This window comes from Polaromonas sp. P3_B1, from assembly GCF_056402935.1.
Genome location: NZ_JBFUGK010000009.1, coordinates 82,551 through 95,817 on the forward strand (window position 1 = coordinate 82,551; position 13,267 = coordinate 95,817).

General features: G+C 62.1%; 10 protein-coding genes. 3 read left to right on the forward strand and 7 right to left on the reverse strand.

The window, feature by feature from the left end; all coding sequences use genetic code 11:
• Positions 1-40: 40 nt before the first annotated feature.
• The 3 genes from AC1DXS_RS07485 to tal all read right to left on the reverse strand — a co-directional run bounded on the left by AC1DXS_RS07485 (position 41) and on the right by tal (position 3,490).
• Positions 41-901, reverse strand: coding sequence for a DUF3047 domain-containing protein (locus AC1DXS_RS07485; protein WP_477736889.1), 861 nt, complete (start codon positions 899-901; stop codon positions 41-43).
• Positions 902-992: 91 nt separating this feature from the next.
• Positions 993-2,540, reverse strand: a complete 1,548-nt coding sequence (pgi, locus tag AC1DXS_RS07490; RefSeq protein WP_477736890.1) for a glucose-6-phosphate isomerase — start codon at positions 2,538-2,540, stop codon at positions 993-995.
• 2 nt (positions 2,541-2,542) lie between these two features.
• Positions 2,543-3,490, reverse strand: a complete 948-nt coding sequence (gene tal / locus AC1DXS_RS07495) for a transaldolase (protein WP_477736891.1) — start codon at positions 3,488-3,490, stop codon at positions 2,543-2,545.
• Positions 3,491-3,632: 142 nt separating this feature from the next.
• Here tal and zwf point away from each other — a divergent pair, with 142 nt between their 5' ends.
• Positions 3,633-5,114 (forward strand): glucose-6-phosphate dehydrogenase, encoded by a 1,482-nt coding sequence (gene zwf / locus AC1DXS_RS07500; protein WP_477736892.1) that lies wholly within the window; start codon positions 3,633-3,635, stop codon positions 5,112-5,114.
• 129 nt (positions 5,115-5,243) lie between these two features.
• A complete protein-coding gene (locus AC1DXS_RS07505; protein ID WP_477736893.1) occupies positions 5,244-6,089 on the forward strand; it encodes a MurR/RpiR family transcriptional regulator in 846 nt (281 codons plus the stop codon).
• A gap of 29 nt (positions 6,090-6,118) precedes the next feature.
• Here the strand turns inward: AC1DXS_RS07505 and AC1DXS_RS07510 are convergent, their stop codons facing one another.
• The 4 genes from AC1DXS_RS07510 to AC1DXS_RS07525 all read right to left on the reverse strand — a co-directional run bounded on the left by AC1DXS_RS07510 (position 6,119) and on the right by AC1DXS_RS07525 (position 11,177).
• A complete protein-coding gene (locus AC1DXS_RS07510; protein ID WP_477736894.1) occupies positions 6,119-7,462 on the reverse strand; it encodes a M20 aminoacylase family protein in 1,344 nt (447 codons plus the stop codon).
• A gap of 35 nt (positions 7,463-7,497) precedes the next feature.
• Entirely contained in the window at positions 7,498-8,343 is an 846-nt protein-coding gene (locus tag AC1DXS_RS07515) for a DUF3047 domain-containing protein (RefSeq protein ID WP_477736895.1), read from the reverse strand.
• A 242-nt stretch (positions 8,344-8,585) separates the two neighbouring features.
• The gene (locus AC1DXS_RS07520; protein WP_477736896.1) at positions 8,586-9,758 is read right to left on the reverse strand and encodes a porin; all 1,173 of its coding nucleotides are present in this window, start codon (positions 9,756-9,758) and stop codon (positions 8,586-8,588) included.
• Between the two features lie 360 nt (positions 9,759-10,118).
• Positions 10,119-11,177 (reverse strand): porin, encoded by a 1,059-nt coding sequence (locus AC1DXS_RS07525; RefSeq protein WP_477736897.1) that lies wholly within the window; start codon positions 11,175-11,177, stop codon positions 10,119-10,121.
• A gap of 722 nt (positions 11,178-11,899) precedes the next feature.
• On the opposite strand from AC1DXS_RS07525, the gene AC1DXS_RS07530 reads away from it, so the two are divergent.
• The gene (locus tag AC1DXS_RS07530; protein ID WP_477736898.1) at positions 11,900-13,171 is read left to right on the forward strand and encodes a porin; all 1,272 of its coding nucleotides are present in this window, start codon (positions 11,900-11,902) and stop codon (positions 13,169-13,171) included.
• Positions 13,172-13,267 lie beyond the last annotated feature (96 nt).

Sequence of the window (13,267 nt, forward strand, 5' to 3'; positions counted from 1 at the left end):
CAAGGCCGGACCGGCGTCAAGGCGCGGGCCGGCCGCGGCGCTATTTGCGTGCGACGGCCGTGGCCGGCACCAGCGTGAGCGGCCCGTAGAAGGCCTGCAGCTGACCTTCATTTTTTTCGCCTTCGGTGAAAACCGCGAAGCTCAGCAAGGCGCCCGGGTCTTCCCCAAAGGCCCGGCGGTAGTCGGCCCGGATATCACGCTCGTAGCTGAGCCACTCGTTGTAGCCATGGTCGCCTGAGTCAACGACGATTTTGCGTATGCGATCTGTGCGTTCATTGACGAGGACTTCGCCGGGCTGGCTGACTCGCGACCACGAGTAAACCAGCGTTGCGAACGGCATCTCTTCGCCGGTCAGCAAGCGGCTCAACTCCGACAGCAAAGAGTTTTTCATCGACAGCCGTGAGCGGTCTCCTTCGAAGGCGAGCACCACCCGCACCGGTACATCCTCAAGCTGCGGCAGCTTCAGGTTGGCGCCCGCCCCCGCGTTCGGCACGTTCCAGGAAAAGCGCACGAGGCCGAGTTGCTCGGGTTCAATACGGTGGCGGTGGCGCAGGATGCTGCCGGAGGAATCGACCTTGGCGAGCACCGCGTCACGGCCGTCGTGGCGCACGTAGCTATAGCTGGCCGGCTGCTTGCCGGGCACCCGGAATATCTCCCACTTCAGGTCGTCCGGCTTGAGCTCTCCCGCTTTAGGCGGCGCCGACATCTGGGCCCAGGCCGTGCCGGTCACCCCTTCCGCCAGGCCTACGGTGCCGCCCTGGCTGGCTGGCTCTTCGGTATCCGAATCTTCATCCGCCGTTGGGCGCGTTGCGCAGCCGGTGGCCAGAGCAAGTGCGAGGAGCGCGGCGGCGAGCACTAAAAAACGGGAAAAAACACGGGAAGGAAGAGCGGGTGCAACCATGATGCAAAGTCGTCAAAAAATCGGTGAAGCGGCAAGTTGACCACGCATGCGCACGGTCCCGCAATGGAAAAAACGCACGGCTTTGCGCAAATTAACCGGTAATTTTGCGCAGCAGGCCGGCCGTTGAGCCGTCAAGCCCGGAGACATCCCCGCTTCGCAGGCGGGGCTCAATGTCTTTGGCCAGGACTTTCCCGAGCTCGACCCCCCACTGGTCGAAGCTGTTGATGCCCCAGATCGCGCCACTGACAAACACGCGGTGTTCCTGCAACGCAACCAGGGCGCCAAGGCTGGCGGGCGTGAGCCGCTCCAGCAGCAAAAAAGTGCTGGGCCGATTGCCGGGGAAATGCTTGTGGCCGCCGTTGTCTTCCTTGCCTTGCATGAGCGCCTGCGCTTGCGCCAGCACATTGGCCAGCAGCGTGGCATGGTGGCCCGGCAGGCTGTGGCCGGCCTGCTTGACGGCCACAAATTCGACGGGAACCACCGAACTGCCCTGGTGCAGCATCTGGAAGTAGGCATGCTGGCCGTTGGTGCCGGGCTCGCCCCACAGAACGGGTGACGTGGCGAAAGGCAGCGCTTGGCCCTCTGCGTCGACTCGCTTGCCGTTGCTTTCCATTTCAAGCTGCTGCAAATAGGCCGGCAGGCGTCGCAAGGCGCTGCTGTAGGGCGCGATGCTGCGGCTGCTGAAGCCGTAAAAATTGCGGTACCAGACGTCGAGCAAACCCAGCCGCGCCGGCAGGTTGCGCGCCAGCGGGGCCGTGCGGAAATGCTCGTCCATGGCATGCGCCCCGGCCAGCAGTTCGCGGAAACCCGCCGCGCCTATGGCGATGGCAATCGGCAAGCCTATGGCGGACCACAGCGAATATCGCCCACCCACCCAGTCCCAAAAGCCAAAAGTGGTTTTGATGCCGAAAGCATTCGCCGCCGCGACATGGGTCGTGAGCGCCGCGAAGTGCCGCGCGACGTCCCTACCGCCCTGCGACTCAAACCAGCGCCTGGCCGAATGCGCGTTGGTCATGGTCTCGGTGGTGGTGAAGGTCTTGGACGCGACCAGGAACAGCGTGCTTTGCGGCTTCAGGCCCTGCAGCACGCCTGCCAATTCACCGCCGTCGACATTGGAGACAAAGTGAAAGCGCTTGCCGGGTATGGCGAATTCGGCCAGCGCCAATACCGCCATCTGCGGGCCGAGGTCGGAGCCGCCTATGCCGATGTTGACGACGTCGGTGATGGCGGGATCGGCGCGCAATTGCTCGGCGTAGGCCAGCATGGCGTCCAGCGTCTCATGCACCCGCGCGAGATCGCCGCTCATGCCTGCGGCTGCCGGGTTCCGCAACAAAAAATGCATCACGGCGCGTTGCTCGGTGCCGTTGATCAGTTCGCCGGCAAACATGGCATCGCGGTGCTGCTCAAGCCGGCATTGCGCGGCCAGTTCCAGAAGCAGCGCTTCGCTACCGCCATCGATCAGGTTTTTGGAGAGGTCGGCAAAGACGTGCGGGGCCTGCTGGCTGAAATGCGCAAAGCGCTCCCCATCGGCCGCGAAAGCCTGGCGCAGGTCGAAGGACTTCCCATGGGCGTCAAAGCGGGCCTGCAGCGCCGACCAGGCGGGCGCACGGTCGCAGCGGGGTCTGGACTGCACGGCCATGCTCAGGCCGCCAGCATCAGTTGCTCGAGCTTCACGGCATCGGCCGCGAATGCGCGTATGCCCTCGGCGAGCTTCTCGGTGGCCATGGCGTCTTCGTTGAGCGCATAACGGAAACCAGCCTCGTCATAGTTGACGGCGGGCAGGTCCAGCGCGGCGGCGGCCTTGGCATCAAGAGCGCGCGACAGCGGCGCATCGGAGGCCGCGAGCTGCCCGAGCAACTCGGGGCTGATGGTCAGCAGGTCGCAACCGGCCAGCGCGGTGATCTGGCCCACATTGCGAAAGCTCGCGCCCATGACCTCGGTGGCGATGCCGAAGTGTTTGTAGTGGTTGTAAATCTCGCGCACGGATTTGACGCCCGGGTCGTTGGCGCCGGCCATCGCGGCTTCGTCCCAGGCCGCGCCCGCGGATTTTTTGTACCAGTCGTAAATGCGCCCGACAAAGGGCGAAATCAGCTGCACCTTGGCCTGGCCGCAGGCCACGGCCTGTGCGAAGGAAAACAGCAGTGTGAGGTTGGTGTGGATGCCGCGCTGCTCCAATTTTTCCGCCGCCTGTATGCCTTCCCAGGTGGCGGCGACCTTGATCAGCACACGGTCTATGTGAATGCCTTCGGCCTGGTAAAGCTCGACGATGCGCTCGCCACGTGTGTAGGTGGCATTGGCGTCAAAGCTGAGGCGGGCGTCGACCTCGGTGGAAACGCGGCCGGGGATGATGGACAGGATTTCGCAGCCGAAGCGCACGAGCAGGCGGTCCATGACTTCGTCGAGGGCGCGCCCCTTGAAGCGCGCCACGGTGTCCTTGAGCAGGGGCTGGTAGTCGGCCTTTTGCACGGCCTTGAGGATCAGCGAGGGGTTGGTGGTTGCGTCCTGCGGCTTGAACTGCCCCAGTTGCTTGAAGTCGCCGGTGTCGGCAACGACGGTGGTGAACTGTTTGAGGGCGTCAAGTTTGGTCATGGCGGGGATGCTGGGAAAAACGCAAAGTGGCCTGGATGAAACATCCGCGATGCGCCTGGCGGCGTGGATCGCGCGGGTTCAGGGTCGAGTTACCATTATGCCAATAGAATATGAAACTTAATTACCAAGACACTTTTTTACCATGAGTTTTGACCTTATCCTCTTCGGCGGCACCGGCGACCTGGTGTGGCGCAAGATCATGCCGGCGCTGTTCCAGGCCTTTCGCCACGGCTCCTTGCCGGAAGGCGGACGCATCGTGGGGGTGGCGCGTGACGACCTGTCCGATGACCAGTACCGCGCGCTGATCAAATCGCGGTTCGACAACGTCGAGCTCGCCAAACGCCCCAGTGAAGAAGAGTTCTCGCGCTTTGCCGCAATGCTGGCTTATCTGCGCATGGACCTGTCCAACCCGGCCGATTACGCCGCGCTGGCCGCCAAGCTGCAGCAACGCCCCGCCGATGTGGTGGTCATGTATGTGGCTACGGCGCCCAGCCTGTTCACCACGGTCTGCGAGCAGATCGCCGCTGCCGGCCTGAACGGCCCGCAAACCCGCGTGGTGCTGGAAAAACCACTGGGCCATGACCTGGCCTCCAACCGCGCCATCAACAAGACGGTACGCAGCGTGCTCAGCGAGCAGCAGATCTTTCGCATTGACCATTACCTGGGCAAGCCTTCGGTGCAGAACCTGTTCGCGCTGCGCTTCGGCAATTCGCTGTTCGAGCCGCTGTGGCGCCGCGAAACCATTGCCAACATCCAGATCACGATCGCCGAGGACCTGGGCGTAGAAAAGCGCGGCGCCTTTTACGACAGCACAGGCGCGCTGCGCGACATGGTGCAGAACCATGCGCTGCAGCTGCTGTGCGCCATCGGCATGGAGCCGCCGATCAATTCGCATGCCGACGCCATCCGCGACGAAAAGCTCAAGGTGCTGCGCTCGCTCAAGGCCTGGACGCCTGAAACGCTGAGCCAGCACGTGGTGCGCGGCCAGTACGCGGCCGGCAACATCGACGGCGAGGCCGTGCCCGGCTACCGCGACGAAAAAGGTGTGCCTCCGGACAGCCGGACCGAAACCTTTGTCGCGCTGCGCACCGAAATCGCCAACTGGCGCTGGGCCGGTGTTCCGTTTTACATACGCACCGGCAAGCGCCTGGCCGGCCGCGATGCGCATATCGAAGTCAACTTCCGGCCGGCGCCGCACGCGATTTTCAAGAGTTCCACGGCAGGCTCCAACGTAGCCAACCGGCTGGTCATCAATCTCCAGCCCAAGGACGGGCTGGAGCTGCATCTGCTGGCCCAGGGCGCCGACCAGCGCTCCAGCAACGGCCACAGCCGCGGGACCCCTTCGCTGGCGCCGGTGCAGCTGGACCTGGATTTCGACAAGCGCTTCGGCTCCGAACGCGTGGGCGCCTATGAGCGGCTGTTGCTGGACGTGATCGACGGGCGGCTCAACCTGTTTGTGCGCAGCGACGAACAGGAAGAGGCCTGGCGCTGGGTGGAGCCCATCCTTGACAGCTGGAGCAACGATTCCGGCGCACCGCGGCCCTACGCCGCCGGTAGCTGGGGGCCGAGTGCCTCAAGCGCGATGATCGCCCGCGACGGCTACTGTTGGTCGGAAGAATGTTAGCCCCCACGCTCCCCACTGCGTGTGGTTCGCTGCCCCCCGAGGGGGCCGCTGCGCCTGCGGCCCGGCAAAGCCGGTTCCGCGGCCCCTTCTGGCTGGTAGAGATGCCAGGCCTCGTTGGAGACATGCTCTGTGCTTGATCGAATTAAAGCTTCGTTACCTTCACTCGCCCCCGCCGAGCAACGCGTGGGCCGCCTGGTGCTGAGCGACCCTCGGGCCTTTGCCAACCTGCCCATCACCGAGCTGGCCAGCCGCTCGCATGTGAGCAAACCCACCGTGGTGCGCTTTTGCCGCAGCATGGGTTACGACGGCCTGTCGGACTTCAAGCTCAAGCTGGCGGGCAGTGTGAGTGAGGGCGTACCCTTCATCCACCGCAGCGTGGACGCCGACGATAAGACCGCCGACGTGATGGTCAAAGTGATAGACAACACCGTGGCGGCGTTTTTGAAATACCGCAATGACGCAAGTTCTGTGGCCGTGGAAAGGGCCGCCGACGCGCTGCTGGCGACCTACAACACCGGCCGGCGCATCGAGTTTTTCGGCGTGGGCAACTCAGGCATCGTGGCGCAGGATGCGCAGCACAAGTTCTTTCGCCTGGGTATCACCAGCATTGCCTACAGCGACGGCCACATGCAGGTCATGAGCGCCTCGCTGCTGGGCCCGGGCGACTGCGTGGTGGTGATTTCGAATTCGGGCCGCACGCGCGACCTGATGGACGCTTGCGACATCGCGCGCAAAAACGGCGCCACCACCATCGTCATTACCGTCACTGGTTCACCGCTGGCCGCAGCCGGCAACATCCACCTGGCGGCCGACCATCCCGAAGGTTATGACCGCTACAGCCCCATGGTGTCGCGCCTCATGCACCTGATGATCATCGACATCCTGGCGACCTGCGTGGCACTGCGCATAGGCAGCAAGCTGCAGCCGGTGCTCAAGGAAATGAAAAACAATTTGCGCAACAAGCGCTACGCCTGAGAACAGCTGATGGCGCGGCGCGCCGGACCTCAGGCCATCGGCAGCGAGCGCTCCACAATGCCCGCGAACAGGGCCGAGCCCAGTGGCAGCACGCTGTCGTTGAAGTCGTAGCAGCTGTTGTGCAGAAAGCGGCTGCCCACTCCGCCCGTGGTGCCGCCCTTGCCGTCGGGCAGTTGTTCGCCCTGGCCGAGGCGCAGGTAAGCGCCCGGCTTGACGCGCAGCATGAAGGAAAAATCCTCCGACCCCATGCTGGGTTCGAGGTTGCTCACCACGTTTTCCGCGCCGACGAGCTGGTCCGCCACAGCGGTGGCCAGCGCGTATTCGGCCGGTGAATTGATGGTGGCCGGGTAGATGCGTTCGTACTTCACGGTGGCGGTGGCGCCGAAGCCCTGGGCCACGGCCGCGCACAACTCCTTGAGGCGGCGCTCAACCAGGTCCTGCACCTCGGGCTTGAAGGTGCGTACGGTACCCACCAGCAAGGCCGTTTCGGGCACCACGCTCATGGCGCCCAGGTCGCCCGCCTGGACGGCGCAGATGCTGATCACGGCGTTGTCCATGGCCTTGACGTTGCGCGACACAATGCCTTGCACCGCGGTGATGATGTGAGCGGCCACCAGCACTGGATCCACTGTCAGGTAGGCATGCGCGCCGTGGCCACCCTTGCCGGTCACCTCAATGGTGATGCGGTCGGCCGCAGCCATCATGGGGCCGGGGTTGATGCCTATGGTGCCAGGCCGCATTGCGGGCCAGTTGTGCATGGCGTAGATCGCCTGCACAGGGAAGCGCTCGAACAGGCCATCCTTGATCATGGCGTCGGCCCCGCCGCGGCCCTCTTCCGCCGGCTGGAACACCAGCACGGCGTCGCCGGCGAAGTTGCGTGTCTCGGCCAGGTAGCGAGCCGCCCCCACCAACATGGTGGTATGGCCGTCGTGTCCGCAACCGTGCATCAAGCCGGTCTTGGAAGACTTCCAGCCGAACTCATTGTGCTCGGTCATGGGTAGCGCATCCATGTCGGCGCGCAGGCCCACCATCGGTCTTGCACCTGCCTTGGCGGTCTGCTGTCCCTTGATGACGGCCACCACACCGGTTTTGCCGATGCCGGTATGCACCTCATCGACGCCGCACAATTTGAGCGCATGCACAACGCGGCTGGAAGTGTAGACCTCTTCAAAACCGAGCTCGGGGTGGGCATGCAGGTCACGACGGAAAGCTGTCAGTTCAGGGTGGTACTGCACGATCTGCGCGAAGGCACGGCCGCTGGCGCGCAATTGGGGTGGTCGGTCGGAGCCGTCTGCACTGTCTGCGCTGTCAATCACAGCAGATGGGAGGGAGGAGGCAGCTGTAAGGCTTGGAAGGGTGGCCGGAGCGCGCATGTCAGAGTGGTCCCGAGTTCAGCACAATTTAAATATTAGTCTTGAAGGGATGGCGGAGCAAACACAGGGCTTTGCGAAAGCCTGGCCGATGCGGCGCTCATGGCGGGGACCGCTGCGGGAAGCAGGGGCTTGTTCACGAGGCTGACGGGACCATACCAGGCACTGGTTTTTTGCCGGGTGTTGTCGCTGTCGGTCATGATGGCGATGCCGACCAGCGCGCCCGGCGCTTCGCCGAAAGCTTTTTCATAGTCGGCACGAATGTCGCGCTCATAGTCAAGCCAGCGGTCCAGCCGCGCGGGCCCGGATTCAATCACCACCTTGCGAATGCGATCGGTACGGGTATTGATCAGCACGCTTTCGGGTGCGCTGTGGTTGCCCCACACATACATGAGGGTCGCATAGGGCATAGGCTCACCCGTCAACGCCAATGCCAACTCCGACAGCATGGCGTTTTTGGCGGAAAACTTCGAGCGGTCGCCTTCAAAAGCCAGCACCACGCGCACGGGTGAATCGTCGCCGTCGCGCTGCGTCATGTCGGCGCCGGCGATCATCCTGGGTACTTTCCAGGAAAAACTCAATTTGCCCAGCTCCGAAGGTTCAACGCGGAGATACTGCCGCAACATGCTGGCGGCGCTGTCCGATTCGCCCAGAACCGCATCGCGCCCGTCCAACCGCACGGCGCGATAGCGTGTGGATTTTTTGCCCGGAAATGCGCAGTGTTGCCATTTGACGGTATCTGGGATCGACGAAGAGCTTGCGCTCGAACTTGCAGGCGAAGCCGATGTCCATTGCACGTCCTGGCCGGTTGCGGGCGCGCTTGTTTCTATCCCCGCACAGGCTGCCAGCAGCGACAGGCAGGTGGCGGCGACGAATGTACGCAACGCTGTCAAAGAAAAATGATGGGGCAATGTGTGCATGAAGAAGATAGCGAGCATTCGCATCAACAGGCCGGGCTTAACGCCTTCGCGCGCATGCGGGAAACAAGGAAGCCAATAACTCAACGCGGCGCGTGCGGAAAGGTTTCAGTTGTCTACAAGATTTTTTGCATAAAAAAAGCCGCCTCGGGTTTCCCCGGGGCGGCTTTTAGATTCTCATAAGAAACTGGCGTTAAGCCAGCTTCAAATTAGAACGTGTGGCGAATGCCAGCTGCGTACGTGGTGGTACGGGTGATGCTGCTGGTAGGAGCGATCGCCATCGTGTTGCTAGCCACGTTCGAGTAGTTCTTCGTGCTGACGGCACCCGTGTACAGGGTGGTACGCTTGCTCAAAGAGTACAGAGCCTGGACGCCCCAGCCAGTGCTGGAACCCAGATCGTCACCCTTGGAGCGTGCATAGCCAGCGCTCAGGGTCGTTGCGCCCAGAGGCACTGCAACGCTCAGGCTGTACTCTTTTTGTGCTGCCAGTTCGTGGGCAGCAGTTGCAACGCCATTTGCACCGAAGGTGGTGATGACGTCCTTGAACTTGGCGCGGTTGGCACCGAAGCCGACCTTGGCAACGCCGAAGTCATAAGAAACGTTCAGCAGCGTGTTGGTCAGAGCAGGCTTGGTCGTGGCGGTGCGAGCTGCACCTTCGGACTGGTAGCCGCCGGAAACAACCAGAGGGCCGTTTGCGTACTTCAGGTTGGCAGAAACCGTGTTGCTTGCGCTGACAGCTGCAGTCTTGTCTTCGCCGAAGGCGTACATGAACGAGCCGGTGAAGCCGCCGAAGTTAGGCGAAACGTACTTGACGCTGTTGTTGAAGCGGGTGTTGAAACCAACCCAGGTCACGTGAGCGCCAGAGCCGGTGCCGTTGTGGTTCAGCAGAACAGCGTTGCCAGCCAGGGTACCGATAGCAGCAGCTTGAGCGGTGCTGAAGCCGTTGTTGGTGTTGGAAGGATCGAACAGGGTAGCGCCCATCATGGCGTGGTCAGCAGACACGTCATCGTAGGAGCTGGAGTTACGACCGATGGTCACGGTACCGAAGCCGCTGGAGATACCAACGTTGGCACGACGACCGAACAGCAGGCCACCTTGAGCGGAGGAACCAGCGTCGATGTTGAAACCGCTTTCGAGGTTACCGATGACAGCCATGCCGCCGCCGACGTCTTCGCTGAAGCGAATGCCCCAACGCGAACCGTTCAGGCCGCCGGAGTCGATTTTGGCCTGGCTCAGGCCGGAGATTGCGGCGCCGCTGACCTGGTTGGTCTTGTAGCTACCGATGTTTGCGTCGAGCAGACCATAGATGGTCACGGTCGACTGAGCTTGTGCTGCACCAGCCATCGCGCCGAGTGCGGCCAAAGCGATAAGGGTCTTTTTCATTGAGAGTTTCTCCAAGGTTAAACATAGGGCTCCGGCACGGGGACCAATTCGGACTTGCGTCTTCATGGCTCCACCAGAGACCCGGGCCAACCCCCTTTCGGGAAGTTGGCTCTATTGCACCAGACTGGCCTCCAATTCGCAAAGGAATGCCCGAAAAAACAGTCAACCCGTTGTGCTCAAACCACAAACAAAGGGCGGAGAGTGGAAAAGAAACAACGCCCGCCCCAACCCGCGATTCCGGCTCGTAAAAACCCGGTTTTGGCTGATATTCGCCCGGCCAATGAAAAAAGCCGCTTCCGGGAAGCGGCTTTCCACGCAACCCCGCGCAAAGGCGGGGCTGGAACTCAGGCCAAAACCGGATCAGAACGTGTGGCGAATGCCGACGCCGTAGGTGCTGGTCTTGCGCTCAGTCGCGCCGCCGGTTTCCTTGCCGGTCTGAATGCCAGCGTACAGGTTCGAACGCTTGGACAAGGCATACAGGGCAGCCACGCCATAGCCGGTGCGCTTCAGGTCGGGAGCCCCGGCCAGCAAGGTGCTCTTGGAGCGTGCATAGCCGCCGGACAGCGTCAGGGCGCTGGTGACAGGGAAATCCAGGCCGATCTGGTATTCCTTCGTCTTGTCTGCCGCCACGCCGGTGATTGGGGTGGTGCCGTTCTTCACGTTGCCGTAAGCGCCCAGCAGCTTGACGACGCCGAAGTCATAGGAACCGTTCAACTGCGTGTACTTGACGGCGGTAGCGGCGGAAGTGGCTTTCTCGCTCTGGTAAGCCAGGGAAGCGCCGATAGGGCCGTTCGCGTAAGCGACGTTCATGCTGATGATTTTGCCGGCGCCGACAGCGGCCGTCTTGTTCTCACCGAAGCTGTACATACCGGCAGCGGAGAAGCCGCCGAAGTTGGGGGTCTCGTAGTAAATCGAGTTGCCGGGACGGTCGGAGTAGTTGTTGCTGGCCCAGACGCTGGTGGAAGGCGCGAACAGCAGCGAGTCGAAGCCGGCAGCGCCAGAACCCTTGACCATGTCGTACGGGGTCCACATCTTGCCGAGCTTCAGTTCACCGAAGCCGCCGGACAAGCCAACCCACGACTGACGACCGAAGATCGCGGTGGAGGTCGCGCCGGTGTAGGGGTTGGTGTAGTTGTTGGCCGCGCCGGTGCTGGGGTCAAAGCCGGCTTCCAGCAGGAAGTTGGCTTTCAGGCCGCCGCCGAGGTCTTCAGAGCCCTTCAGGCCGAAACGGCTGGTCTGCAGGCCGCCGCCGCTACCGGAAAAAGGGTGTGGAACGTTCACGCCGGTGCGGCTGAGGTTGTTGTCCTTGACGGTACCGACCCATGCGTCCACGAGGCCGTAGATGGTCACGGTGGACTGCGCAGATGCCACGCCGGAAACGGCCAGCACTGCCAGTGCAACTAGGCTTTTCTTCATCATTAAAAATCTCCAAAAAGGTGGAAAACACATAAACACATGATTGCGAACATTTAAAGGGCTTTTCTGACTACCCCAGGTCGATTTAAATCGATCTGTCACAAATCACACAAAGCCCTTGTCGCTCCATTAGCAACTTTCACGCCCGATTGTTGGTGCCTCGCGACACATCAGGCCTTGCGCCTGCTACGGGAGCATCACTTCGGCCACGTATGCCTTTTGATGCGGCGCAAACACACCAAAATGGCGCTTTTTCCGCCGGATGCATCGTTTTGGTGAAACGTGCCGAATTCCGTGTGCTTCGTTGCGCCATGTCAATTGAATCGACAACGCGGCAATGATTTTGCTGATGAAGTTGGCAGGATGGGAAGCCGGAATGTGGCTCACTTACCACGCGCTGTGCAAAATAGAGGCCCAGCCCTAAGACAGGCTCACGCATCACCCGCAGGGGCTTCCCGCCTGCCCGCGCCAAGGCGCTAGAGCCGCCGCGCCAGAGGGAAAGGACGGGAAATGAGGGGCGCGCCCGCTGTTTTTTCGGACTTTGCACCGGCGGCAAAAACATCGGGTTTTCCCCTGTCGCGAAAGTGATACCCCCCGTAATGGCACTCTTTACGGCTCAGGGCATCACCATTAATCTTGCCTTCACAAAGACAGCCCGCAGGGTAAGACGGGCGTCAAAACTTCCGCCATTTCACCGCTTTTTAAATACAACTCCTGGAGACTCCATGAAAAAACTGACCCTCGTTGCAACTGCGATCATGGGACTTCTGTCCACCTCGGCCGCCATGGCGCAAAGCACCGTGACCGTCTACGGCATTCTTGATGCGGGCTACAACCACGTTAGCGGCCTGCGCCAAGGCTCCGTAAGCACCATCGCCAGCGGCATCATGGAAGGTTCACGTTTCGGCCTCCGCGGCTCGGAAGACATCGGCGGCGGCTACAAGGCCATCTTCACCCTTGAAAACCGCCTGGAACTCGACACCGGTTCCGTCCAGAACCGCCCAAACTCCGGCACTCAAATGCCTGACCGCGTCTCCACCTCGGTGGCGGCCAGTTTGACGGGTGTTCCCATCCCCGTCGCAACCCGCGACGCGTTGATTACCGGCGTGAACACCACGCTCGCCACCGGCGGATTCGGCGTGAACCTGGCCAACAACCTGTTTGACCGCCAGGCTTATGTCGGCCTGGTGACCCCCTTCGGCGCCTTTACGGTCGGTCGCCAATACACGCCCGGCTACCTGGTGGCTGCACAGTTTGATGCATCGCAGACCCAGTCCAGTCTGGCTGCCGGCCAGGTCGCCAGCCTGCCCGCCGCATTCGACATCCGCCTGAGCAACACGCTGCAGTACGCGATCCAGACCGGCGGCCTCACCGCCTTGCTGATGTACGGCGCAGGCGAAGTCGCCGGCAGCAATTCCGCAAGCAGGTTCTGGGGTGGCATGGCCACTTACAAGGGCGACGGTTTCTCCGTGGGCTACGGCCATAACGGCAAGAACAATGAGTTGGGCCAAAAATCCCTGACCAATGACCTCATCGGCGCCACAGTCGACATCGGTCCCGGCACCCTGTACGGCGAGTACGCCACCATCAAGGACGACAACCCAAGCGGCATCTCCACGATTGCATCTTCGGTCACGACCTCCACGGGCAGCGCGGTTATCGGCGCGGCATTCCAGAACGCCTACAACGCGGCTTTCCGCCAGGATGCACGCCTGATGCACATCGGCTACCGCCTCACCACCGGCCCACACACCTGGGTTGTGGCTTTCAACCGCCTGGATGACAAGCGCACGGTGAATGCCGATACCGACTCCTACGGTTTCACTTACACCTACGCACTGTCCAAGCGCACCAACCTGAATGCCGTGTTGACCCGTTTCAACAACAAAGGCCAGGGCCAGGTTGCCCCAGGCGGCAACGGCTTCCTCGGCGGCGTGACCTCGGCAGCCGGCGTCGGCTCCACCAACATCGCCCTGGGCATTCGCCACACGTTCTAACCAGGACCTCTGCCCGGCTTCAAACCGGGCCGTTCATGCAAAAAGCCTCCTCACGGGGGCTTTTTTCATGGGCGTTCCCACGGAGCAGTCCCGGCG

Coding starts and splice junctions, on each gene's coding strand:
- AC1DXS_RS07485 (WP_477736889.1), bottom strand. CDS start 901: ATGGTTGCACCCGCTCTTCCTTCCCGTGTTTTTTCCCGTTTTTTAGTG.
- pgi (WP_477736890.1), bottom strand. CDS start 2,540: ATGGCCGTGCAGTCCAGACCCCGCTGCGACCGTGCGCCCGCCTGGTCG.
- tal (WP_477736891.1), bottom strand. CDS start 3,490: ATGACCAAACTTGACGCCCTCAAACAGTTCACCACCGTCGTTGCCGAC.
- zwf (WP_477736892.1), top strand. CDS start 3,633: ATGAGTTTTGACCTTATCCTCTTCGGCGGCACCGGCGACCTGGTGTGG.
- AC1DXS_RS07510 (WP_477736894.1), bottom strand. CDS start 7,462: ATGCGCGCTCCGGCCACCCTTCCAAGCCTTACAGCTGCCTCCTCCCTC.
- AC1DXS_RS07520 (WP_477736896.1), bottom strand. CDS start 9,758: ATGAAAAAGACCCTTATCGCTTTGGCCGCACTCGGCGCGATGGCTGGT.
- AC1DXS_RS07525 (WP_477736897.1), bottom strand. CDS start 11,177: ATGATGAAGAAAAGCCTAGTTGCACTGGCAGTGCTGGCCGTTTCCGGC.
- AC1DXS_RS07530 (WP_477736898.1), top strand. CDS start 11,900: ATGAAAAAACTGACCCTCGTTGCAACTGCGATCATGGGACTTCTGTCC.